The sequence below is a fragment of the Nocardioides sp. NPDC127514 genome (assembly GCF_040302125.1).
Lineage (GTDB): Bacteria > Actinomycetota > Actinomycetes > Propionibacteriales > Nocardioidaceae > Nocardioides.
The window spans coordinates 20,972-43,178 of sequence record NZ_JBEORF010000044.1 but is presented as its reverse complement, the minus strand read 5'-3'; the positions used below and the strand labels follow the sequence as shown (position 1 = coordinate 43,178).

21 protein-coding genes are annotated in these 22,207 nt (G+C 68.7%); 13 read left to right on the top strand and 8 right to left on the bottom strand.

The genetic code is table 11. The features are described from left to right. The first annotated feature begins 161 nt into the window (after window positions 1-161). From ABTX24_RS27600 to ABTX24_RS27580, 5 genes are all read left to right on the top strand, one after another. Window positions 162-686: a hypothetical protein gene (locus ABTX24_RS27600; protein WP_350844220.1), complete on the top strand. Its 525-nt coding sequence runs from the start codon at window positions 162-164 to the stop codon at window positions 684-686. A gap of 23 nt (window positions 687-709) precedes the next feature. Further along, window positions 710-1,255 (top strand): chloramphenicol phosphotransferase CPT family protein, encoded by a 546-nt coding sequence (locus tag ABTX24_RS27595; protein WP_350844218.1) that lies wholly within the window; start codon window positions 710-712, stop codon window positions 1,253-1,255. A gap of 184 nt (window positions 1,256-1,439) precedes the next feature. Then, window positions 1,440-2,492, top strand: a complete 1,053-nt coding sequence (locus ABTX24_RS27590; RefSeq protein ID WP_350844216.1) for a hypothetical protein — start codon at window positions 1,440-1,442, stop codon at window positions 2,490-2,492. 27 nt (window positions 2,493-2,519) lie between these two features. Further along, entirely contained in the window at window positions 2,520-3,188 is a 669-nt protein-coding gene (locus ABTX24_RS27585) for a hypothetical protein (protein WP_350844214.1), read from the top strand. Window positions 3,189-3,317: 129 nt separating this feature from the next. Beyond that, window positions 3,318-6,347: a 3-keto-alpha-glucoside-1,2-lyase-like domain-containing protein gene (locus ABTX24_RS27580; protein ID WP_350844212.1), complete on the top strand. Its 3,030-nt coding sequence runs from the start codon at window positions 3,318-3,320 to the stop codon at window positions 6,345-6,347. Between the two features lie 20 nt (window positions 6,348-6,367). Here ABTX24_RS27580 and ABTX24_RS27575 read toward each other — a convergent pair whose 3' ends face one another. Together ABTX24_RS27575 and pyrE are read right to left on the bottom strand one after the other, a co-directional pair. Next, the gene (locus ABTX24_RS27575; protein ID WP_350844210.1) at window positions 6,368-7,042 is read right to left on the bottom strand and encodes a DedA family protein; all 675 of its coding nucleotides are present in this window, start codon (window positions 7,040-7,042) and stop codon (window positions 6,368-6,370) included. 68 nt (window positions 7,043-7,110) lie between these two features. Next, on the bottom strand, window positions 7,111-7,647 hold the full coding sequence (pyrE, locus tag ABTX24_RS27570) for an orotate phosphoribosyltransferase (RefSeq protein WP_201451205.1): 537 nt from the start codon (window positions 7,645-7,647) through the stop codon (window positions 7,111-7,113). Between the two features lie 19 nt (window positions 7,648-7,666). Between pyrE and ABTX24_RS27565 the strand changes: the two genes are divergently transcribed. After that, window positions 7,667-8,833, top strand: a complete 1,167-nt coding sequence (locus ABTX24_RS27565; RefSeq protein WP_350844208.1) for an aminotransferase class I/II-fold pyridoxal phosphate-dependent enzyme — start codon at window positions 7,667-7,669, stop codon at window positions 8,831-8,833. On the opposite strand, the gene ABTX24_RS27560 is transcribed toward ABTX24_RS27565, so the two are convergent. Further along, on the bottom strand, window positions 8,830-9,561 hold the full coding sequence (locus tag ABTX24_RS27560; RefSeq protein ID WP_350844206.1) for a DedA family protein: 732 nt from the start codon (window positions 9,559-9,561) through the stop codon (window positions 8,830-8,832). The genes ABTX24_RS27565 and ABTX24_RS27560 overlap by 4 nt on opposite strands. A gap of 104 nt (window positions 9,562-9,665) precedes the next feature. Between ABTX24_RS27560 and ABTX24_RS27555 the strand changes: the two genes are divergently transcribed. Next, window positions 9,666-10,355, top strand: a complete 690-nt coding sequence (locus ABTX24_RS27555; RefSeq protein ID WP_400466628.1) for a TrmH family RNA methyltransferase — start codon at window positions 9,666-9,668, stop codon at window positions 10,353-10,355. Between the two features lie 75 nt (window positions 10,356-10,430). Here ABTX24_RS27555 and ABTX24_RS27550 read toward each other — a convergent pair whose 3' ends face one another. From ABTX24_RS27550 to ABTX24_RS27535, 4 genes are all read right to left on the bottom strand, one after another. Further along, window positions 10,431-11,162, bottom strand: a complete 732-nt coding sequence (locus tag ABTX24_RS27550; RefSeq protein ID WP_350844204.1) for a septum formation family protein — start codon at window positions 11,160-11,162, stop codon at window positions 10,431-10,433. Between the two features lie 253 nt (window positions 11,163-11,415). Then, window positions 11,416-11,979 carry a dihydrofolate reductase family protein gene (locus ABTX24_RS27545; protein WP_350844202.1) on the bottom strand — a complete coding sequence of 188 codons (564 nt, stop codon included), beginning with the start codon at window positions 11,977-11,979 and terminating at the stop codon, window positions 11,416-11,418. A 68-nt stretch (window positions 11,980-12,047) separates the two neighbouring features. Further along, on the bottom strand, window positions 12,048-12,539 hold the full coding sequence (locus ABTX24_RS27540; RefSeq protein ID WP_350844200.1) for a SigE family RNA polymerase sigma factor: 492 nt from the start codon (window positions 12,537-12,539) through the stop codon (window positions 12,048-12,050). Beyond that, complete coding sequence (locus ABTX24_RS27535; protein ID WP_350844198.1) at window positions 12,536-13,699, bottom strand: hypothetical protein; 1,164 nt, start codon at window positions 13,697-13,699, stop codon at window positions 12,536-12,538. Before ABTX24_RS27535 ends, ABTX24_RS27540 begins: the two co-directional genes overlap by 4 nt. Between ABTX24_RS27535 and fbaA the strand changes: the two genes are divergently transcribed. From fbaA to ABTX24_RS27515, 4 genes are all read left to right on the top strand, one after another. Next, complete coding sequence (fbaA, locus tag ABTX24_RS27530; RefSeq protein WP_350844197.1) at window positions 13,688-14,884, top strand: class II fructose-bisphosphate aldolase; 1,197 nt, start codon at window positions 13,688-13,690, stop codon at window positions 14,882-14,884. The two genes, ABTX24_RS27535 and fbaA, sit on opposite strands and share 12 nt — an antisense overlap. A gap of 263 nt (window positions 14,885-15,147) precedes the next feature. Next, entirely contained in the window at window positions 15,148-16,869 is a 1,722-nt protein-coding gene (locus ABTX24_RS27525) for a fibronectin type III domain-containing protein (protein WP_350844196.1), read from the top strand. A 435-nt stretch (window positions 16,870-17,304) separates the two neighbouring features. Next, window positions 17,305-18,027: a FadR/GntR family transcriptional regulator gene (locus ABTX24_RS27520; RefSeq protein ID WP_350661264.1), complete on the top strand. Its 723-nt coding sequence runs from the start codon at window positions 17,305-17,307 to the stop codon at window positions 18,025-18,027. Next, entirely contained in the window at window positions 18,024-18,683 is a 660-nt protein-coding gene (locus ABTX24_RS27515; protein ID WP_160026661.1) for a cache domain-containing protein, read from the top strand. The genes ABTX24_RS27520 and ABTX24_RS27515 overlap by 4 nt, the downstream gene beginning before the upstream one ends. Here the strand turns inward: ABTX24_RS27515 and ABTX24_RS27510 are convergent. Next, the gene (locus ABTX24_RS27510) at window positions 18,675-20,153 is read right to left on the bottom strand and encodes a DHA2 family efflux MFS transporter permease subunit (RefSeq protein ID WP_350844194.1); all 1,479 of its coding nucleotides are present in this window, start codon (window positions 20,151-20,153) and stop codon (window positions 18,675-18,677) included. The two genes, ABTX24_RS27515 and ABTX24_RS27510, sit on opposite strands and share 9 nt — an antisense overlap. An 87-nt stretch (window positions 20,154-20,240) precedes the next feature. Here ABTX24_RS27510 and ABTX24_RS27505 point away from each other — a divergent pair, with 87 nt between their 5' ends. Together ABTX24_RS27505 and lysS are read left to right on the top strand one after the other, a co-directional pair. After that, complete coding sequence (locus tag ABTX24_RS27505; RefSeq protein ID WP_350844192.1) at window positions 20,241-20,654, top strand: DUF3151 domain-containing protein; 414 nt, start codon at window positions 20,241-20,243, stop codon at window positions 20,652-20,654. 45 nt (window positions 20,655-20,699) lie between these two features. After that, window positions 20,700-22,202 carry a lysine--tRNA ligase gene (lysS, locus tag ABTX24_RS27500; RefSeq protein ID WP_350844190.1) on the top strand — a complete coding sequence of 501 codons (1,503 nt, stop codon included), beginning with the start codon at window positions 20,700-20,702 and terminating at the stop codon, window positions 22,200-22,202. Window positions 22,203-22,207: the final 5 nt, after the last annotated feature.

Below are 22,207 nucleotides of genomic sequence, written 5' to 3'. Positions count from 1 at the left end.
GATGCCATCTCGCGGGTTCGGGTCTCGCGCGACGGGGTCACCTCGCGGGGTACGTCGGTGACCGAGTCGGCGACGAAACTGCCGTTTCGTCGCCCACAACTGCATTCTCGGCGGGATGATCGAGGCCCGGTACGAGTCGGAGGCGCGAAATGCTGGACCAGGTGTTGGATGGACTAGCCCGGGCGTACGACGACGTCGGCTACTTCCTCATCGCGGTCTGGATCGGCCCGCCGTTGGTGATCTGGGCGATCGCGACCCGCGCAGATCGGTCGATGCGGAGGTTCGTGGCGCAGTTCGAAGAGATGTTTCCTGGCATCCCGACCGTTGTCGGTGAGGCTGCCGAAGTGACCGTCGACGATCGTGTCGGGAAGGTCGTGAGGCTGAGGTCCGGGTGGCTGCAGACTGCGGCAGTGATCGTGCTGCCGGACCGGCTGGAGGTGTGGGGCAAGGATGCCGAGGCTGCCGACATCGTCCTGGACCGGAGTCGGTTGGAGGTCACTCGGGAGGGAATCTGGATCCGATATCTGGGTGGCGACGACGTCAGTGCCGGTCTCTGGCTCACGGACGGTGACGTATCGGTCGTCCTCATCCCGTACGGCCGCTCTGCCCGAAAGGCCCGCCGTGCCCTGGTGCAGGCGCTGCGTGACCTGGGTGAGAAGCCCGAGGATCACCTCGACGCGGCTTGAGCCAAGGCCAGTAGGTTGACCGCATGCGCAACGGTCGGATCATCCTGCTCAACGGGGCGTCGAGCTCGGGCAAGAGCAGCATCGGACAGGAACTGCTGCCGCTGCTCGAGGAACCGTGGTTCTTCGTGCCGGTCGATGGGATCAGCGGGATGCGGTCGACGGTCCATACGCGGGAGCTCGACGACGCCGGGATCGCCGAGATGCTGCGGCGGACCCGGCTCGGCTACCACCGCGCGGTCGCGGCCCTGGCGTCGGTCGGCAACGACGTGATCATGGACTACCCGCTCAGCGAGGCGTGGCGGCTCGAGGACCTGCTCGAGGTGCTCGACGGCTACGACGTCACCCTCGTCGAGGTCTGGTGCTCGCCCGAGGAGCTCGAACGCCGGGAGGCCGCCCGCGGCGACCGGCCCGCCGGCCTCGCCCGGTCGCAGACCCTGGTCTACTCGCACCCGTACGACATCCGCGTCGACTCCACCACCGCGACCCCGGCCGCGTGCGCGAAGGAGATCGCCGAGGCCCTTCCGACTCTTACCGCACCCAAGGCCTTCGACCGCCTTCGCGCCGAATAGGCGCTCCCGTCGGCCGAGGCGTCGCGTGCGCGAGCCGAAGCGTCACGTGCGTCGGCCGAGCTGTCACCGCCGTGCGCACTCGGCCGACGCGAGCGACTTCCCGGACGACGTAGGCGACGTCTCGGCCGACGCGGCCGCCCTCTCGGCGGGTGGGGTTGGCAGGGATGAGAAAATGATTCCCGACATGTCTGAAACGAAGCTTCCCCGCCCCGGTCAGGCCACCCTCGCCGGGTGGCTCATCGTGCTCGGCTCACTGCTCACCGTGGTGACGGCCTGGGACCAGATCTCCGGGCTGCGCAGCCTGGACACCCGGGAGCGGGTGGAGGAGGTGCTGGCCGAGCCTCCGCTGGCCGGCTCGGGGATCGGCCTCGACAACGTCCTCGATCTGATGCACGTGATGGCGCTGGTCACCGGTGCCATGGCTGCAGCGGCGGTGATCCTCGGCTGGCATGTGCTGCAGCGCAACAAGCAGGCCCGGCTCGCGCTCACGGTCATCGCGGCGCCGCTCTTCTTCGCCGGCATGTTCGGCGGAGGGTTCTGGTCCACGCTGTCCGCGGTGGCTGTCGTACTCCTCTGGATGTCGCCCACCCGCGACTGGTTCGACGGCGTCTCACCGACCAAGCGGGAGGCGCTCGACAGCGGCGATCCCGACCAGGAGTCGTACGTCGCGCCGGCTCCGTCTGAGACCCCGTCCGCCGCGACCGGCTCGACCTCCGGACCGGCTCGGCTCTCGCAGCATCAGCCGCCGCCGTGGACCGGTGCGATCGCCCAGCCCGCCAAGGCAGCGCCCAAGCGCCGTCCGGGCGCCGTGACGGCGGCGGCGGTGCTCACCTGGATCGGGTCCGGGTTGACCGCGCTGATGATGCTCGCCTCGGCGGTGACCGCGACCGCCAACCCCGACCTGATCCTCGAGCAGGTGCGCAAGCAGGCGGAGGGCGACCCGAGGATGCGGGAGATGGCGGGGCTCTACACCACCGACATCATCGTCGCCTCGGTCTGGATCACGGCCGTGCTGGTCGCGCTCGTCTGCGTCGCCGCCGCCGTGTTCGCCGCCTTCGCGATCCGCCGCCACTCCTGGGCCCGGGTCGCGTTGATGATCTCCGCAGGCGTGTCGGCGCTCTCGCTGCTCCTCTTCGCTCTCGCCTTCCCGCCGGCGGTGGTCATCTTCGGCGCCGCGGTCGCGACCTTCTCGTTCCTGCTGCGACCCGAGGTCGCCGCGTGGTTCCGCAACAGGTGACACCGCGGGCCGGATAGGCTCCGCGGCATGTCAGATCAGTTCGGCTCCTTCGACAACCCCTACGGCGGCAAGCCGCCGTTCGAGGGGCAGGAGCCGCCGCCCCCGACGCCGTACGCCACACCCCAGCCGTACGCCGCCCCGCAGCCGACACAGCCGCAGCAGCCCCAGGGATGGGGCCAGGCGCCCCCGGCCTACGGCCAGTACGCGATGGGGCAGCCGCCCCCGGCGTACCTTCGCCCTCACTATCCGCAGCCCGATCCCGACACCCGCCCGGGGACGGTGGTCGCGGCGTCGGTCATGACGATCGTGGGGTCGGTGATCGCTCTGCTGATCTCGGTGTTCATGGTGCCTGCGGGGATCGCCGACTACAACGACCCGACGTCCTCGGACAAGGGCGTGACGCTCGCGATGATCATCTGGTTCGCCGTCTGCGGCGTACTCAGCCTGATCGCCATCCCGCTCGGGATCATGGTGCTGTTCCGCTCCAAGGTGGCCCGGATCCTGCTCACCGTGGTCGGCTCGGTCGCCGCGCTGCTCTCGCTCTTCGTGGTGCTCTATCCCGCGCTGATCATCGCCGCGCTGCTGATGCTGTACGTCGGCAGGGCAGGCAACTGGTTCGCTCGGAAGAAGCCTGCCGACCCCTGGCAGCCGCCGTCGATGCCGGGTGCGGGACCGCCGACGCACCAGCAGCTCTGACGACCTCGAGCCCAGCCAAGTCAGGACATTGCAAACTGACTTGCGAAAGTTCCAAAACTTCTTGACGAAGTTCGTCGGCGCCCCTACCTTCAGGTGTGGCACTCGTCACATCCCCTCGTGGAGGCCCCGATGATCCATATCCCCCCGTCCCGGGCCGTGCTCGGCTCACTCGCCGGCCTGTCGGTCGTGGCCGCGCTCCTCGGCAGTGGCCCGGCCACCGCCGCTGAGCAGGCGGACCTGCCACCGCAGGAGCCCGGCGTCACGCTGCGCACCTACGACATGGCACGACCCATCGACCAGCTGTGCACGCTGCGCGCCGGTCAGACGCCCAACGTCGACAAGCTCACCTCGCTGATCGACTACGACTCGCCCGCCGACTTCGGCCTCGCCGACCGGTTCATCTCCCACGCGCTGGCCAACCTGAACATCGCGACTGCCGGGTCCTACGACTTCCGGCTGATCAGCGACGACGGCTCCCGGCTGGTCATCGACGGCGAAGAGGTCATCGACCACGACGGCCTCCACGGCGAGACCGCCAAGGACGGCACCGTCACCCTGAGCGAGGGCTACCACGACCTGCGCGTGGAGCACTTCGAGGACGGCGGCGGCGAGGTGCTGCGCCTGCAGTGGCGCCCGCCGGGTGCCGCTGACTTCGTGTTGGTGCCGACCGAGGTCCTGAGCACCGAGGCCGGGGTGGTTCGCGTGACCGCGCCCGGCACGAAGTACTGCGAGGGACAGGACGACACCGCCGGTGACGGCATGCAGCTGGACAGCGTCCACCCGGGGTACGACCTGACCGACCTGCGGCCGGAGGGCTTCGAGCCGATGGTGGCCGCGATGGACTGGGCCGCGGACGGCCGGCTCGCCGTGGTGACCTCCGGGTCGGTGAGCCCCTCAGGCTGGGTCGAGGACCCCGAGCCGGGCGAGATCTTCCTGCTCAGCAACCCCCGCACCGCCACCGGGCCCGAGGACGTCACGGTGGAGAAGGTCGCGACCGACCTGTTCAACCCGATGGGCGTCGCCGTCATCGGCGAGTCGATCTTCGTCTCCGAGCGCGACCAGCTCACCGAGCTGACCGACCCCGACGGAGACGGCTTCTACGACCAGCACCGGAAGGTCGCGGAGTGGCCCTTCGGTGAGAACTTCCACGAGTTCGCCTTCGGCCTCCTCCACGACAAGGAGAGCTTCTACGTCAACCTGTCCGTCGCCATCAACTTCGGCGGCGCGACGACCGACCCGCAGCCGGCGCGCAACCGCGGCACGACGCTGAAGATCGACCGCGACACCGGTGAGGTCACCTACCTCGCCGGCGGTCTGCGTACGCCCAACGGGATGATGCGCGGACCGGGCGGCGACCTGTTCGTGATGGACAACCAGGGCGCCTGGCTGCCCAGCTCCAAGCTGGTGCACGTCAAGCCCGGAAGGTTCTTCAACCACTACACCAACCCGTCCGGCCCGTTCGACGACAAGCCCGTCACCGGACCGGCCCTGTGGGTGCCGCAGGGCGAGATCGGCAACTCCCCGAGCAGCCCGATGATGCTGGAGAAGGGTGCGTACGCCGGTCAGATGCTCTTCGGCGACGTCACCTACGGCGGCCTGCAGCGCGGCTTCCTGGAGAAGGTCGAGGGCGAGTACCAGGGCGCGGTCTTCCGCTGGTCCGCCGGCCTCGAGGCGGGCGTGAACCGCACCCTGCTCGGCCCCGACGGATCGATCTACGTCGGCGGCATCGGCGAGGCCGGCAACTGGAGCGAGCCGGGCAAGCTCCGCTACGGACTGCAGCGGATGAGCCCGACCGACGGCAAGGCGTTCGACATGCACCAGATGCGCGCCACCAAGAACGGCTTCAAGATCCGGTACACCCAGCCGTTGTCCCAGGAGACGGTCGACAAGATCGCCGCGAACCCGAACGCCGCGTTCCGGATGACCCACTGGCGCTACGCGCCGCGGCCGACGTACGGCGGTCCGAAGGTCGACGAGCGACCGCTGTTCGTCTCCCGGGCCACGGTCTCCGACGACCGCACCTCGGTGACCCTCACCGTGGACGGCCTGGAGGAGGGCCGGGTCGTGCACCTGCGCTCGCCGCGGCCGTTCACAGCCGTCGGTGGCGACGAGCTGTGGAACACCGAGGCCTGGTACACCCTCAACGAGATCCCGGGGTACGTCTCGCCGGCCGATCGCAACTACCTCGAGGCGGAGCAGGCGACCCTGCGCGGCAGCGCCAACGTCGCGGTCGAGCACAACGGCTACTCCGGCTCCGGGTTCGTCGACGGCTTCGGCAACGTCGGCGCCTCGGTGACCTTCGACGCCGAGGTCGCTCGAGCCGGGACGTATCCGGTCCGGCTGCGCTACGCCAACGGCCCCGACCCGGCGCCCGGCACCAAGCGGGTCTCGGTCTACCTCAACGGCACCGAGGTCGAGCCATGGGCCTTGGAGTCCACCGGCGACTGGCAGACCTGGGGCACCGCGACCCGGTCGATGAGGCTGAAGGCCGGGGTCAACCGGATCACCCTGCGCTATGACCAGGGCGACGAGGGGAACGTCAACTTCGACTCCCTCAAGGTCGGCGGCGGCGAGGACATCTGTACGCCGCAGCGACCCGCCGCGGGCTACACGTCGCTCTTCGACGGCACCCTGAGCTCACTGGCCTCGTGGCGGATGGCCGGACCGGGCTCGTTCGGCCGGCAGGACGACTGCTCCCTGCGTACGACCAACGGCCTGGGCCTGCTGTGGTACGCCGAGAAGGAGTTCAGCGAGTACAGCCTGAGGCTGGACTGGAAGCTGGTCCGCGATGACAACGGCGGTGTCTTCATCGGCTTCCCGAACCCCGGCAACGACCCGTGGGTCGCGGTCAACCAGGGCTACGAGGTCCAGATCGACGCCAGCGACGCCCCGGACCGCACCACCGGCGCCATCTACACCTTCCAGGGAGCCGATCCGGAGGCCATCTCGGCCGCGCTCGAGCCGGTCGGGTCGTGGAACTCGTACGACATCCGCGTCGAGGGATCGAACGTCAAGATCTTCCTCAACGGGAAGCTGGTGAACGACTTCACCAGCACCGATCCCGCCCGCGACCTGGCCGGCTTCGTGGGCATGCAGAACCACGGCGGTGGCGAGACCGTCTACTACCGCAACGTCCAGATGAAGGAGCTCACCGACTGACGCCGATCCCGGCAGCGGGGTCAGGAGACGAGCGAGTCGTCCTTGGCCCCGTTGTCGGATCCGCGCACGATCTTGTAGACGCGCAGGCCGATCCAGGCGACCACCGCGACCGCGACGACCAGGATGACGATGTTCTGGAAGCGGCCGACGATCGGCTCGACCTTCTCCCAGTTGTCGCCGAGCTGGTAGCCGGCGACGACGAAGATGGTGTTCCAGATCGCCGAGCCGACGGTGGTGAGGAGCAGGAACTTCCAGATCGGCATCCTGGTGACCCCGGCCGGCACCGAGATCAGCGACCGGAAGATCGGGATGAAGCGGCCGAAGAAGACCGTCCAGGCGCCGTACTTCTCGAAGAACGCCTCGGTCTTCTCCAGGTCGGAGGTCTTGACCAGCGGCAGCTTCTCGCCGACCCAGTAGACCCGCTCACGGCCGATGGCGGCACCGATCAGGTAGAGCACGAGCGCGCCGACGACCGAGCCGAGCGTGGTCCAGATCAGCGCCTCGGCGATCGTGAAGCGGCCCTGCGCGGCGGTGAACCCGGCCAGCGGCAGGATGATCTCCGAGGGCAGCGGCGGGAAGAGGTTCTCCAGCGCGATGCCGAGCCCCGCACCCACCGGGCCGAGCTTGTCCATCAGGTCGACCGCCCAGCCGGCGACGCCGGTGAGCTCCTCGGGCTGGGTGGCGGTGAGGATCATGATGCTCTCTTCGAAGTGTGTGGGTGGGCCGGGGCGGCCGAAGCCTAGCGACCTGAGCTGTGGATCCCCTAGGAGGCCGCGTTGACCGCGTCCAGGTCGGCCCGGGTCAGCACCGACCGGATCTCCAGCTCGACGTCGCGCAGGGACTCGCCGGGCTCGGGCGACCGGTCGATCGCACACACCACAGTGTCCACGACCGCACCAAGCGGACGGAGCGCGTTGACGGCGTCGCGTACGGCACCACCGGAGGTGATCACGTCCTCGATCAGGGTCACGCGCTTGCCCTCGAAGGACGGGCCCTCGGCGAGCTTGGCGGTGCCGTACTCCTTGGCCTTCTTCCGGATGAAGATCGCCGGGATGCCGGTCTTGGCCGACACCATGGTCACGATCGGGATGCCGCCGAGCTCGAGGCCGCCGAGCAGCTCGGTCCCTTCCGGGAGCAGCTCGACCATCCGTGCTGCGACGCGGTCCAGCAGAGCCGGGTTCGCCTCGAAGAGGTACTTGTCGAAGTACGTGTCGCTGACCTGCCCCGAGCGGAGCGTGAACTCCCCGTGCAGGCGGCAGGTGGCGTCGATGTCGGCAGCAAGGGCAGCGTCGGTTGTCACGGCCCCTAGCCTAAGTCTTATGACCGCGCGACGACTCCACGGCATCCCGCCGACGATCTTCTCCGAGATGTCCGCCCTGGCCGCCGCCACCGGCGCGGTCAACCTCGGCCAGGGCTTCCCGGACGTGGACGGACCCGACGAGATCATCAAGGAAGCCGTCGCTGCCCTCGAAGGCGGACGGAACCAGTACGCCCCCGGCCCGGGCATCCCGGCGCTGCGTGAGGCGGTCGCGGCCCACCAGGAACGCCACTACGGCCTGACCTTCGACCCGGGGCGCGAGGTCGCGGTGACCACCGGCGCCACCGAGGGGATCGCGGCGGCGATCCTGGCCCTGGTCGACCCGGGCGACGAGGTGATCCTCGTCGAGCCCTACTACGACAGCTACCCGGCCATGGTGCAGTTCGCAGGCGGCGTACGTCGCCCGGTGACGTTGAGCCTGGACGCGTCCGCGGCGGGCGGGAGGCTCCCGCGCGAGGCGCTGGAGGCCGCTGTCTCACCGAAGACGAAGGTGCTGCTGCTCAACTCCCCGCACAACCCGACCGGCACGGTGCTCACCCGTGAGGAGCTGGAGACGGTCGCCGCCTTCGCGGTCGAGCACGACCTGACGGTGGTCTCCGACGAGGTCTACGAGCACCTGACCTTCGACGGGACGCCACACATTCCGATCGCGACGCTCCCCGGGATGCGCGAGCGCACCCTGACCCTGTCGAGCATCGGCAAGTCCTACTCCTTCACCGGCTGGAAGGTCGGCTGGGCGACCGGCCCCGAGCACCTGGTCCAGGCGCTGCTGGGCGCCAAGCAGTGGCTGACGTTCACCTCCGGTGCCCCGCTGCAGCCGGCCGCTGCGTACGCGCTCGAGCATCTCGACCACTGGCCCAAGGAGCTCGCCCTCGACCTGCAGGGTCGGCGCGACCTGCTCTGCGACGGGCTGAAGCGGATCGGTCTGGACGTGACGATCCCGGAGGGCACCTACTTCGCCGTCTCCGACATCACCGACCTCGGCTGGGACGACGGGCTGGAGTTCTGCCGGGCGCTGCCCGAGCGGGCCGGCGTCGTGGCCATCCCGTTGCAGGGGTTCTACGACACCGACGCCGGGAAGCAGTTGGTCAGGTGGACCTTCACCAAGCAGCGCGAGGTGATCGAGGAAGCCCTGGAGCGACTCGCCCGAGGGCGCCTGACGCGCTAGTGGTCCGCCCGGGTCTCGGCGTCGTCGTCCGCCGGCGTGCGCGGCGGCACGGCCATGCCGAGGATGTCGCGGTCCGCATGACCGTCGTGGTCGAGGTCCCCGGCGAGCCGGGAGGCCGTACGCCGCCGACGCCACCACTCCACCATCGCGGGCAGGAACGCGAGCGCGAAGAGCAGCAGGATCAGGTAGTCGATGTTGTCGGCCAGCCAGGGCCAGCGGGATCCGACGAAGAAGCCGAACAGCGTCACCGCGAGCACCCACAGCACGCCGCCGACGAGGCTCCAGAAGTAGAACCGTCGCCGGTCCATGTGGGTGACTCCGGCGACGACGGTGACATAGGTGCGTACGAAAGCGATGAACCGGCCGATCACCAACGCCTTGTTGCCGTGCTTGTCGAAGAACTCACGGGTCTGGTCGAAATGCCTCTTTTTGATGAAGCGGCCGTCGCGTTCATAGAGCCGTGGACCGATCTTTCGGCCGATCTCATAGCCGGTCACGTTGCCGGCGAATGCCGCCGCGACGAAGAAGAGCATCGCGAGCACGATCTCGACGCCGGGAGGCCCGGGAAAGATGTCGATCTTTCCGGTGGCGATGAAGATTCCGAGCGCGATCAGGAGGCTGTCACCGGGGAGGAACGGGAAGAAGAGACCGCACTCGATGAAGATGATGATCAGGCTGATCCAGAAGAGCGGCTCGCCGAAAGTGGCCAGCAGAAAGTCCGGACTCATCCATTCCAAACCGGCCAACATCGGCGCAAAATTCCCCGCACCTGTCACGGCCCCTACGGTACCCATAGGTAACAACTCTTGTTGTCGAATATTCTGACTCGGCGATGAACGAGACACGACCGTCCGAGGCTGATTCCAGAGCGCCATACGACCCGATGCCCCACGGGCAGCCGGAGGTCGGAGTGGGCCCGTGGCCAGGTGAATGGCCCGAGGGTGAGCACTGGGATCCTGAGCTGCTGGCCAACGGCGACCGCCGCAACGTGGTCGACCGTTACCGCTACTGGACGCTCGAGGCGATCGTCGCCGACCTCGACCGGCGCCGCCACGGCTTCCATGTCGCCATCGAGAACTGGCAGCACGACTTCAACATCGGCACCATCGTCCGCACCGCCAACGCCTTCCTGGCCGCCGAGGTGCACATCGTCGGCAACCGCCGCTGGAACCGCCGCGGCGCGATGGTCACCGACCGCTACCAGCACGTCCATCACCACCCGGACGTGCCCGCGCTCGCGGCGTACCTCCATGAACGAGACGTACGCCTTCTCGGCATCGACAACCTGCCCGGCTCGCTCCATCTGGAGACCATGGAGCTGCCGAAGTCGGTCTGCTTCCTGTTCGGGCAGGAGGGCCCCGGGCTCTCCGAGCAGGCGCGCGAGAGCGTCGACGGGACCTTCTCGATCGCCCAGTTCGGCTCGACGCGGTCCATCAACGCCTCCGCGGCCGCGGCGATCGCGATGCACTCCTGGGTCGTCCAGCACGCCGATCTCTCCTCCGAGCAGGCCTGGCGCGGCTGACCGGACCCCCCGCAGATGCATCGATCCCCCGGGGGAGCACCCCGGGGGATCGACGCGTCGTGACCGATCAGCGGATCAGTTGCTGTTCCGCTCGTAGCAGACGACCCAGTGGTCGCCGGTCTGCCACTCCCACTTGCCCGGCACCTCGTAGGCCCTCGTCCGGGCCGGGCAGTTGGCGCCGACGGCCCGCTCGAACGAGGCAGCGGTCGGGTAGGTCGTACCGGCCTTCTTGAAGGCCGAGATCGACTTGTAGGTGTGCGAGCTCAGGCACGAGTAGGGCCCGACGAACTTCGCACTCAGGCAGCCGCGGGTCCGCTGGGTGAGCGATACGCCCTCGAGGAACCTCGCCCGGTTGGTCGGCAGGTTCTTGAGGGTGTCCTTGCCGAGCAGTACGACGTCGCAGCGGAACCAGCGCTGGCCGGCCCTGAACTGCTCGGCGTTCGGCACGAAGAACGCCGAGTTGTACGCCGACTGGTTGCGCTTCGAGTACGTGCTGCCCAGCTTGTTCCGCAGTGCGCGGATGCACGTCTTGGAGATGTGCTCCAGGCTGGCCGAGCGGTAGATGGACTCCTCGGTGCGGGTCGTACCGCTCAGGAGGGTCCCCAACGCGATGGTCTTCGCGGTGTGGGCATCGCTGCACGAGACCTTCTTGCCGGTCTGGGACCAAGCGCCGTAGGCGGTCCAGCCGTAGTTGTAGCAGGTGCCGACCGTGGGTTTGGGCGGCACTGCCGCGTCGGCCTTGGTGGCGGTGAGTCCGATGAGGGAGAAGACACCGATGACGAGCCCGAGGATGAGGGCAGCCGTCATGGGCTTCTGCGCAGGCGCGAGTGCGCCGGCACGAAGACGAGACATGATCGTGCTTTCGAATGGGTGGGATGTGGCGGCTGAATCCTCGCAGCGAGATGCCCAGCGGGGCATAGTCAATTCGGGTGGTTGTAAACCCGTTACGACCCGGTGTCATCCATGAGAACAGGACCCGCTAAAGTTAACTCCCGGGTCGCCCGGATGTGCTCCACTTTCGTGGGTGCGTGGCCTCGGGGCCGGGCGGCAGCGGGGGCTTTCAGCGCCTCTCGATCCGGTAGCGGATCTGCACCTGCTGGCCGGTCTGCAGGACGTCGATGACGCGCATCCGCTTGCTGGTGATGCGGCGGGGGAGCAGTGGTGCTCCGGCACCCAGGGTGACCGGACAGATCCCGGCGACGACCTCGTCGAGCAGACCGGCGTCGTCGAACTGGCCGACCAGGTCGCCACCGCCCACGAGCCAGATCCCGCCGTCGACGGTGGCCGCGATCTTGTCGTAGACGGGCTTCACATCGCCTTGGACGAACCGCAGCTGCGTGCCCTGGACCTTCGGCAGATCCGTCGCATGCGTGAAGACCCACACCGGCCGCTCGTCGTAGTACTCCCGCCACTTCTCGGGCCCGGTCAGCATCTCCGGATCGTGGTCGATCATCCACCGGTACGTCGTGCCGCCCATCACCAGCGCAGCCGACTCCGCCATCAGCCGCTCCCAGGACGTCTCGTCGTCGCCGTGTTCTGTCTGGAAGAGCCAGTCCAGCGAGCTGTTCTCATCGGCGATGTAGCCGTCCAGTGATGTCGCGGTGAAGTAGGTGACCTTGGGCATGCCCCCGACGCTAGGCGCGTCAGAGGCATGCCCGCCCGACCGTTCTTGCTCTGTCTCCTGCTGGCGGGTCAGGTCCGGGAGGCGTCTCCCGACTCCAGGCAGGTACGCAGCGCGGTGAGCCCGCGCGAGGAGTGGCTCTTGACGGTGCCCTCGCTGATCCGCAGCTCGCGCGCGGTCTCGGCGACCGACAGCTGCAGCCAGTGGCGCAGGACGACCACCTTGCGCTGCATCTCGGGCAGCGCCTGCAGCGCCGCGAACAGCTCCGATCGCTCCTCGAACTGCGCGGCCGGCATCGGCCGCTCCGGGATGTCGCCCGAGCGTTCCCGCTTCCACCACGGCCGCCGGGTCTGGTCGATGTGGGCGCGGACGAGGATCGTCCGGACGTACGCCTCCTCCGACCCCGGCTCCACCCGTCGCCACGAGGCGTACAGCTTCAGCAGCGACGTTTGCACCAGGTCGTCCGCCCGGTGCCAGTCGCCGCACAAGGCATAGGCAGTTCGCAGCAGATGCGGGCGTCGTGCGGCGACGAACCCGGAGAATGCCTCATCACGTGTGCTCACGGGAACAACGACCCTCCGCCCGTCTCCTCGTCGGTCTCGATGGCCTTGACGATGGCCAGGACGTCCGCGAGGGAACGTGTGGTGCGATCCTCGGATCGGCGTTCGTCCGCCACCTCGATGGTGTAGACGAGCGTGAGGCCGTCCTTCTCGCGAGCGATGGCGACCTGTTCCTTCCCCTTGATGGTGATCCGAGCCGCCGCGGACCGGGTGGCGCCTTCGGCGAACTTCTCTCCGAGGTCGGGGTCGGCGACCTGCTCGAGAATCTCCACGCCGTCCTCGGCCGGGACCAGCTCCGATCCGGTTCCGAACTCGACCGCCTCGGACATGCTCGCGCTGTATCCGCCCGCCGACGCGGCCATCTCCCTGTCGATCCGCTCTCTCTCGTGAGCGAGGTATCCGTCGATGGTCTGCCCCGGAGCGGCGTACGCCACCCCGTAGCCTTGACCGCCGCCACCGCCCTTCGGTCGGTCGCCGCTGAAGAGGATCCACACCTCCATGCCCTCGCGCTCCGCGACGGCTGCGTCTGAGTCCCAGGGCAGGTCATAGTCGAGCGGGTTGTCGATCTCGCGCGTGACCGTCCAGCCGCCGCCGACCCGGATCGACCCTCCGACCGACCATCGGGGCTTGACGTGGTGCGCGGCCACGTCCTCGGCCCACTCGCTGAGGCTCTTCCCGTTGGTCTGCGCCGCGTCGGCGTAGGCGATCTCGGTCGGGTTCATGAAGTTCGCATAGATCGTCTTCCTCCCGTCGGTCGCGGCGAGGAACAGCTGGGCATAGTCGTGTCCGAGGAGTCGGCGGATCTCCTTCCGCTCGATCCGGCCGGTCTCCTCCCAGCCGTCCTGGAGCGTGACCTCTTTCGTGTCGAAGTCGTACCTGAGGGGGGAGGCGTCGCTCAACGGCGGCTGTGTCGGGTAGACGCCGGGTGCCTCGTCGGCGTCCGACTGGGTCGCGATCGGTGGGGTGGGTGCCGCCCGGTCGCTCCACGGTGCGTACGCCGATCCCAGGCCGATCACCGACGCGACGAGGAGGGCGGTCCCGCCTGCGGCGACGGCCTGTCGACGGCGTACGGCCCGCTTCCCGGCGGCCACCAGGGCAGCCGGATCCGCGGGTATGGGTGGGGGTTGCGGGATCGCCCGATCGAGGACGTCGTGCCAGTCCATGGTTCCTCCAAGGTCAGTCTCACCCGTGGATACGGATCGCGCGGCAGATCGGTTGTCCTGCTTGATCGATCCAACTCCGAGCGTTGGCAACGGGTGGTCGGAGGCGCATTACGCTGGCCACCAGCGCACCGGTCGACAACGGATCTCAAGGAGAACCTCCAGATGCCCATCGCCACCCCCGAGAAGTACGCCGAGATGCTCGCGACCGCGAAGGAGAAGGGTTTCGCCTTCCCCGCGATCAACGTCTCCTCGTCGCAGACGCTCAACGCGGCGCTGGCCGGGTTCGCGGAGGCCGGCTCGGACGGCATCATCCAGATCTCCACGGGCGGCGCGGAGTACCTCTCCGGCCCCACGGTCAAGAACATGGTGACCGGCTCGGTGGCCTTCGCCGCGTACGCGACCGAGGTCGCCAAGTCCTACGACGTCAACATCGCGCTCCACACCGACCACTGCCCCAAGGACAAGCTCGACGGCTTCGTACGTCCCCTCCTCGAGCTCTCCGCCGAGCGCGTCCAGCGCGGTGAGGCGCCGCTGTTCCAGAGCCACATGTGGGACGGGTCCGCGGTGCCGCTGGCCGAGAACCTGCAGATCGCCGAGGAGCTGCTGGCGACGGCGAAGGCTGCCCACATCGTGCTCGAGATCGAGGTCGGCGTGGTCGGTGGCGAGGAGGACGGCATCGTCGGAGCGATCGACGACAAGCTCTACTCGACCCCCGAGGACGCCATCGCGACCGCCGACGCGCTGGGCGTCGAGGGCTACCTGACCGCGCTCACCTTCGGCAACGTGCACGGCGTCTACAAGCCGGGCAACGTCAAGCTCCGGCCCTCGATCCTGCGTGACGCCCAGGACGCGGTCGTCGCCAAGCTCGGCCTCCCGGCCGGCGCCAAGCCGTTCGACCTCGTCTTCCACGGCGGCTCCGGCTCGAGCGCCGAGGAGATCGCCGAGGCGGTCTCCTACGGCGTGGTCAAGATGAACATCGACACCGACACCCAGTACGCCTACACCCGCGCGGTCGCCGGCCACATGCTCGCCAACTACGACGGCGTTCTGAAGGTCGACGGCGAGGTCGGAAACAAGAAGCAGTACGATCCTCGCGCGTGGGGCAAGCTCGCTGAGGCCAGTATGGCCACTCGGGTCGTCGAGGGTGCCCAGCATCTCGGTTCTGCGGGCAACTCCATCGGCTGATCACACGCCGGGGATGGGCCAATGGTCCCGGTTCGGAAAACGTTGTGGTGCACGGCATAGCAAACTCGGGCTTATGTCGTTGTGCCGGTCATTGGTAAAGCGATTCAATGCCCTAGCTGGACGGCGACCCTCGGGTAACAAGGTCGGACCGTCCCCTCGGCGTTGATCTTGGGAGGGACATCCTCGGTATGGAAACCACTGCGCGAAACCGCACAATCGGCGGAATCGTCATAGGCGCGATCATTCTGATCCTGCTGCTCGTCTTGTTCTCGTGCACCGTAAACAGCGATACACAGAGCTCGCCGAAGAAGGATCCGACCACCGGGGAGTCTTCGCTCCCCAGTGATCCGGACACTCTTGAGCCTGACGACAAGCCGTCGGAGAAGGACTCCGACGAGCCGGAGGTCGTCGACGACGACATCGTCCCGGCTGCGAACACTGGCGTGACCTTCATCCCCGCGGGCAACGTCCCGTCGGGCAGCACCCCGACCTGTGAGCTCGACCCGAGCGCCTGCGAGGACACTCGTCCGCCGGGCGCCGGTGTGGACATCTGCGAGATCCGCCCGGACCTGACCCAGTGCCAGGAGCCGACTCCGCCGACCACCCCGCCGGGTGACGGTGAGCCGACCACCCCGCCGGACGACGGCGACGACGACTGCCTGCTCCCGCTCGGCCTGCTCTGCCCCGAGGACCCTGACCCGGAGGACCCGGGCCCCGAGGACCCGGAGGAGGACGAGACTGCTCCTGACCCGGTCAACGTCAACGCCTGTGTCGTGAACAGCAACACCTCGGTGACCATCGACTGGTCCGAGGCGAAGGACAAGAGCGGGATCGACTACTACACGGTGACGTCGCGTCCCAACGCTGGCGACCCGGGTGATACCGACAAGACCTCGGCGACCTTCAACGACCTGCGGGCGGGGGAGACCTACACGTTCTGGGTCACCGCGACCGACAAGGCCGGCAACGAGTCCCGGGACAGCAACGAGGTCGACTGCGTCATGGACGTCACGGCGCCCGAGGTGCCTGCGGACCTGACCGTTGAAGCGGGCGACCCGAGCGACAGCACGCTCGACGTGAGCTGGTCCGAGTCCGAGGACAACGAGGGCGGCGTCGACGACGTCTCCTACAACCTCTACCGCGATGGCGAGCTCATCGCGGCCGGCAGCAACACCTCCCTCGAGGACACCGGCCTGAAGGCTGGTACGGAGTACACCTACTCCGTGCAGGCCGTGGACGGTGCCGGCAACGAGTCCGCGCGCTCCGCCGGGGTCTCGGGCACGACCACGAAGATCGCGCCGACGGTCCCGACCGGTCTCGACGCGAGCAACGAGGGCCCGCTCGGCTTCACGCTGACGTGGAATCCGTCGACTGACGAGGATGGCGTCACGCCGGCCTCGGAGATCGACTACCGGATCGGCGTCAACGGTGGTCTGTGCTTCGGTGGCACGGTCACGGGTGAGACCACCTTCGAGGCGACCTGTGTCCTGCTGTGGGACACGACCGAGGTCACGGTGACCGCGATCGACGGTGACGGCAACGAGTCGGCCCCCAGCCGGAGGCTGACGGTGAACTCCGACGGCAGCGAGGCCAGGGAGCTCAAGGGCAACAGCGCGCTCCGCTCCAACACCCCGGGCGAGGACAAGTCCGACGCTCCGGGCGAGAGCCCGGTTCCGTCCGACGCCCCAGACGTGAAGGCTCCTGACGTGGAGGCTCCGGTCGAGGAGCCGGCCGAGGAAGACTCGCCACTGCTGCCGGGTCTGGATGACATCCTCCCGGGCGGCGAGGACACCGCTGAGGCTCCTGCTGAGGAGCCGGCCGAGCCGGAGGCGACGCCGAGCGAGTCGGAGTCCCCGGCCGCGCGGCCGACGACCGAGGAGCCTGCTGACGAGGCGACCGAGGAAGCTCCCGCCGAGGAGGACGAGGGTGGCCTGCTGGACAACATCGGTGACGCGCTGACCAGCGCCGTGGCCGCGGTGTTCTAGCCGACACACGCCGAGAAACAGGGCGGGGAGAGCCGAGAGGCTCTCCCCGCCCTGTCGTATCCCGGGACGGTCGAGAGCACGCCGAATGCTCACCGAGGTACCTCGGTGAGCACGCACTGACTTCGTGGAGTTCGCCGAAGGAAGCGACCGTTCACCGAGTTACCTCGGTGAGCATCCGGGCCCGCCCGGGCGCAAACGACCCAAAACCAAGGAGTCGGATGCCCAGCGCCCCCCACAAGCCCTGGACATCCGACGATCTTGGGTGACCGACACAAGTGTGCGTCAGTCGTGGGCTCAGGTTAGGCATAGAAACGCCCATGGATCCAGATGGTTAAGACGAAATTCATGAACTTTCTGTGCTCATTCGAACAGATTCGAACAGATCTGGGGGCCGAATCATCTAGATCCATACATTAGGATTTCGGTGTGCGTGTGATGACGTCCCGAGCTCGCGCGGCCATCTTCGCCCCGATCGGCGACGAGGGCCGGGCGGCGCGCGTCGAGAACCGGCTCGCGGAGGCGATCCGCTCCGGCGTGCTCGCGCACGGCGAGCGGCTCCCCAGCGAGCCGGAGCTGGCCCAGATGCTCGGAGTCGCGACGGTCACCGCACGGGAGGCGCTGGTCGCACTGCGCGCCAAGGGCCTGGTGGTGACGACCCGGGGTCGGGGCGGTGGCTCGTTCGTACGTGCACCCGAGAGCGGCGACCTCGTCGAGGACCGGCTCGCGTCGATGTCGCGGGTCGAGCTGCGCGACCGGGCCACGGTCTACCTGGTGGTGCTCACGGGGTGTGCGGAGATCGCGGCGGAGCGTACGGACCCTGACGAGGTCGAGGACCTGCGTGACCTGCTGATCCCGCTCAACGTCAGCGACGTGGCCCGCTGGCGCAGCGCCGACAGCGAGCTCTACCTGTCGGTGGCCGCGCTGACCCAGTCGGCCCGGATGACCCGCGAGGTGGTGCGCCAGGAGGCCGACTTCGGCGCGCTGCTCCGGATCCCGCTCAACGAGCCGGGCTTCCGGGAGGCCACGGCGACCCGCCACCAGGAGCTTGTCGAAGCCCTGGCAGCAGGAGATGCTGTCAGGGCACGGGAGAGCGTACGCGAGCACGTCGCCCACTCCCTTGAACGCTTGGCCGAGATCCATGAGGCGGTGCGACGATGACGAAGACCATGACTCCCATCGACTGTGTGGCTCAGGTCGAGCAGCACTTCGGGCCGATCGTGACCGAGCTCGAGCGCGTACGCAGCGAGGTGGCCGCCCTCTTCGAGGCCGGCCCGGTCACCACCGCATCCCTGCGCGAGCGGCTCGAGCCGGGTTCGCTGGAGTTCTTGCGCAACCCCAACCTCATCGGTGGTGGCTTCGTCGCGGCCCCGGGCGTGCTCAGCGACCGCCGGCTCTACCTCGTCTGGTGGCAGGGCGAGGAGCGTGACTTCCTCGGCGACGCCGATGCGCCGGGCACGGGAGAGGCGATCGACTACACCCGCCAGCCCTGGTACCGCACCCCGGAGCGCACGGGGGAACTGACCCTCGTCGGGCCGTACGTCGACTTCGTCTGCACCGACGAGTACGTCATGACCACCACGATGCCGGTCTACGCCGGGGGCCGCATGGTCGGCGTCGCGGGGGCGGACACCCTGGTCGAGACGCTCGAGACGATGCTGCTGCCGGGACTGCGCGAGGCCGGTGCCACGCTGGTCAACGGCCACGGCAAGGCGATCGTCTCGGCCGACCCGCAGCTGGCCACCGGTGCCCCGCTCACCACTGCCCGGGACATGATCCCGTGCCGCGGGCTGCCGCTCTCGGTCGCCCTAGGCTGACGGCTTCACCATGTGACGCGGGGTGGTGAAGAAGAGCACCGCCACGAAGCCGACCGCCAGGGCGGCCGCCGGCAGCAGCATCACCTCCGACATCGCCTCGGCGAACTCCGTGGCCACTGCGGGCGGGACCGAGGAGCCTGCCGCGGTCTCGTGGCCGCCCGCGAGCGATCCACCGAGGCCGTGGGCGTTGAGGCGGAGGTCGATGAGCACGGCGACCCCGGCGGAGCCGATCACCGACCCGACGAGCCGGGTGGCGTTGTAGACGCCGGCGCCCGCGCCGGCCAGCCGCATGGGCACGTTGCGGGTGGCGGTCGCCGCGAGAGGCGCCCACACGGCGGCGGAGCCGAGGCCGAAGACGGCCATCGGCACCAGCAGCTGCCACAGCTGGGAGTCGACGGTCATCGGGACGGCGAGCCAGAAGAGCGAGAGGGAGCAGAGGAAGAAGGCCACGCCGGTCAGCAGCCGCGGATGCATCCGGTCGCTCAGCCGGCCGACCAGCGGCGCGGCGAGGAGAGAGACGAAGGCCATCGGGACCATCAGCAGGGAGGCCTCGAGCGCGGTGTAGCCGCGGACGAGCTGGGCGTAGAGCATCAGCGGGAAGCCCTGCGCGACGGCCGCGAAGCCCATGCAGGAGATCGCCAGGCTGGACACGGAGAAGTTGCGGTCGGTGAAGATGGACAGCGGCACCAACGGCTCCTTGCGGTTGCGCGCCTGCCACCAGACGAAGAGCGCCATGATCGCGACGCCCCCGGCGACGAGCGCCCAGGTGACGGCGTCCCAGCCGCGCTGCTCGCCGTTCTGCAGACCGAAGACCACGCAGAACATCCCGATGCCGCTGAGCGCCACCCCGAGCCAGTCGAAGACGTGCGCGTGGGTCTCCAACGCAGGGACCATCAGCCAGTTGAGGACGATCGCGATGATGCCGATCGGCACGTTGACGAAGAAGATCCACTCCCAGCCGCCGACCGCGACCAGCGCCCCGCCCGCGAGCGGGCCGACGAGCGTCGCGACGCCGGCGGTCGCGCCCCACAGCGCCATCGCCGAGCCCCGCCGCTCCGCCGGGAAGATCCGGGTGATGGTCGCCATCGTCTGCGGCGTCATCATCGCCGCGCCGAGACCCTGCACCGCCCGCGCCGCGACCAGCGACTCGATGCTTCCGGCGAGCCCGCACCACAGCGACGAGGCGGTGAAGACGGCCAGGCCGGCGATGTAGACCCACTTGGGCCCGAACCGGTCACCGAGCCGGCCCATGATCAGCACCGGTACGGCGTAGGCCAGCAGATAGGCGCTGGTCACCCACAGCACCGCGTTGGCGCTCGCGTCGAGCTCGGCCATGATGTCCGGCGTCGCGACGGTCACGATCGTCATGTCGACCAGCAGCATGAAGAAGCCGATGCACAGCGCGGCCAGCGCCCGCCACGGGTGCTCGGTCGTCTGCGCTGCGGTCGTCTGCGTCACGGGCTGGGTCATGGCCACAGTCAACACCCGCGCGCCGACATCTCCCTGATCGGTCTGCCCGGGGAAAGTCGGTCGGTGGCTGCGGGCACAATGGTGCGTATGACCCACCAGGACCTGATGGCCGGACCGCCGCCGACCCACCTCCCCGCCGACCCCGCGACCGACGAGCTGGCCGCCGGCACCGACCCCGCCGAGGTCGTACGCCGCCACCCGGCCTCGCCCTCTGCCTGGGCCGCGCTCGCCACGGCCGCCAAGGAGGCCGGCGCCGAGGACGTGACCATCTACGCCTACGCCCGCGTCGGCTACCACCGCTCGCTCGACATGCTGCGCCGCAACGGCTGGAAGGGCCACGGCCCGGTGCCGTGGGAGCACGAGCCCAACCGCGGTTTCCTGACCAGCCTCGCCCTCCTCGCCGAGCAGGCCAAGGCGATCGGCGAGACCGAGGAGTGGGAGCGCTGCAGCGAGTTCCTGCGCGACAGCAGCCCTACGGCGTACGACACCCTGCTCGGCTGATTACCGAATCGCGTAGGACCAGCGATTTCGCCTAGCCTTGCCCCTGTGACTGAGCAGACCACCAACGCGCCCGAACCGGACCTCAACGAGCAGATGATCGTCCGGCGCGAGAAGCGTGAGCGCCTGCTGGCCGAGGGCAAGAAGGCGTACGCCATCGAGGTCGGCCGCACCCACACGCTCGCGGAGGTGCGCGAGGCCTACGAGGACAAGCTCGAGGCCGGCGACGAGACCCAGGACGTGGTCACGGTCGCCGGTCGGGTCATGTTCGTCCGCAACACCGGCAAGCTCGCGTTCGCGACGCTGCAGGAGGGCATCGGCACCCGTCTTCAGGTGATGCTCTCGCTCGCCGAGGTGGGGGAGGAGTCGCTCGCGGAGTGGAAGAGCCTAGTCGACCTCGGTGACCACGTCGCCGTCACCGGCCGGGTGATCTCCTCGCGGCGCGGCGAGCTCTCCATCATGGCCTCGAGCTGGCAGATGGCGTCCAAGGCGCTGCGGCCACTGCCGGTGCTCCACAAGGACCTCTCCGAGGAGGCCCGGGTCCGGCAGCGCTATGCCGACCTGATCGTGCGCCAGGAGGCGCGCGACATGGTGCGTACGCGCGCGAAGATCACCCAGGCGATCCGCCGCCGGCTGGAGGACGACGGCTTCCTCGAGGTCGAGACGCCGGTCCTGCAGCTCATCCACGGTGGTGCGCACGCGCGGCCGTTCAACACCCACATGAACGCCTTCGACCAGCCGATGACGCTGCGCATCGCGCTCGAGCTCAACCTCAAGAAGGCGGTCGTCGGCGGCGTCGACAAGGTCTACGAGATCGGCCGGATCTTCCGCAACGAGGGCGTCGACTCCACGCACAGCCCCGAGTTCACGATGATCGAGGCCTACCAGGCCTACGGCGACCAGTTCACGATCGCCGAGGAGATGCGGCAGATGTACCTCGCCGCCGCCGACGCGGTGGGCTCGCGCCAGGTGGAGACGGACGCCGGCGTCATCGACCTCGACGGCGAGTGGAAGTGGCTGCCGGTCTACGAGGGCGTCTCCGAGGCCGTCGGTGTCGAGGTCACCCCTGACACCGACGTCGACACGCTGAAGGCGCTCGCCGACAAGCACGACGTCGAGCTCGACCCGGCCTGGGACGCGGCCAAGATCGTCATGGAGCTGTGCGGCGAGCTGGTCGAGCCCCACCTGCTCCAGCCGACCTTCCTGTGCGACTTCCCGGCGATCGCCCAGCCGCTGGCGCGGATCAACGACGAGGAGCCGGGCAAGGTGCTCGCCTGGGACCTGATCATCGGCGGTGTCGAGCGCGGCACCGGGTTCACCGAGCTGATCGACCCGGTCGTGCAGCGCGATGTCCTCACCGCCCAGTCCCTCCTGGCCGCCGGCGGCGACCCCGAGGCGATGCAGCTCGACGAGGACTTCCTGCGCGCGCTGGAGTACGGCGCCCCGCCGATGGGTGGCCTCGGGCTCGGTCTGGACCGGGCGATCATGCTCTTCACCGGCGCAGGGATCCGCGAAACGATCCTCTTCCCGCTGCTCAAGCCGGAGGTCTGAGGCGG

What these genes read in the sequence shown, in the direction of transcription:
- ABTX24_RS27590 (WP_350844216.1), top strand. Translation starts at nt 1,440, where the DNA reads ATGTCTGAAACGAAGCTTCCCCGCCCCGGTCAGGCCACCCTCGCCGGG.
- ABTX24_RS27545 (WP_350844202.1), bottom strand. Translation starts at nt 11,979, where the DNA reads ATGCCCAAGGTCACCTACTTCACCGCGACATCACTGGACGGCTACATC.
- ABTX24_RS27510 (WP_350844194.1), bottom strand. Translation starts at nt 20,153, where the DNA reads ATGACCCAGCCCGTGACGCAGACGACCGCAGCGCAGACGACCGAGCAC.
- ABTX24_RS27520 (WP_350661264.1), top strand. Translation starts at nt 17,305, where the DNA reads ATGACGTCCCGAGCTCGCGCGGCCATCTTCGCCCCGATCGGCGACGAG.
- ABTX24_RS27550 (WP_350844204.1), bottom strand. Translation starts at nt 11,162, where the DNA reads ATGACGGCTGCCCTCATCCTCGGGCTCGTCATCGGTGTCTTCTCCCTC.
- ABTX24_RS27565 (WP_350844208.1), top strand. Translation starts at nt 7,667, where the DNA reads ATGACCGCGCGACGACTCCACGGCATCCCGCCGACGATCTTCTCCGAG.
- ABTX24_RS27585 (WP_350844214.1), top strand. Translation starts at nt 2,520, where the DNA reads ATGTCAGATCAGTTCGGCTCCTTCGACAACCCCTACGGCGGCAAGCCG.
- ABTX24_RS27560 (WP_350844206.1), bottom strand. Translation starts at nt 9,561, where the DNA reads ATGAGTCCGGACTTTCTGCTGGCCACTTTCGGCGAGCCGCTCTTCTGG.
- ABTX24_RS27555 (WP_400466628.1), top strand. Translation starts at nt 9,666, where the DNA reads ATGAACGAGACACGACCGTCCGAGGCTGATTCCAGAGCGCCATACGAC.
- ABTX24_RS27575 (WP_350844210.1), bottom strand. Translation starts at nt 7,042, where the DNA reads ATGATCCTCACCGCCACCCAGCCCGAGGAGCTCACCGGCGTCGCCGGC.
- ABTX24_RS27595 (WP_350844218.1), top strand. Translation starts at nt 710, where the DNA reads ATGCGCAACGGTCGGATCATCCTGCTCAACGGGGCGTCGAGCTCGGGC.
- ABTX24_RS27535 (WP_350844198.1), bottom strand. Translation starts at nt 13,699, where the DNA reads ATGGACTGGCACGACGTCCTCGATCGGGCGATCCCGCAACCCCCACCC.
- ABTX24_RS27505 (WP_350844192.1), top strand. Translation starts at nt 20,241, where the DNA reads ATGACCCACCAGGACCTGATGGCCGGACCGCCGCCGACCCACCTCCCC.
- ABTX24_RS27515 (WP_160026661.1), top strand. Translation starts at nt 18,024, where the DNA reads ATGACGAAGACCATGACTCCCATCGACTGTGTGGCTCAGGTCGAGCAG.
- ABTX24_RS27580 (WP_350844212.1), top strand. Translation starts at nt 3,318, where the DNA reads ATGATCCATATCCCCCCGTCCCGGGCCGTGCTCGGCTCACTCGCCGGC.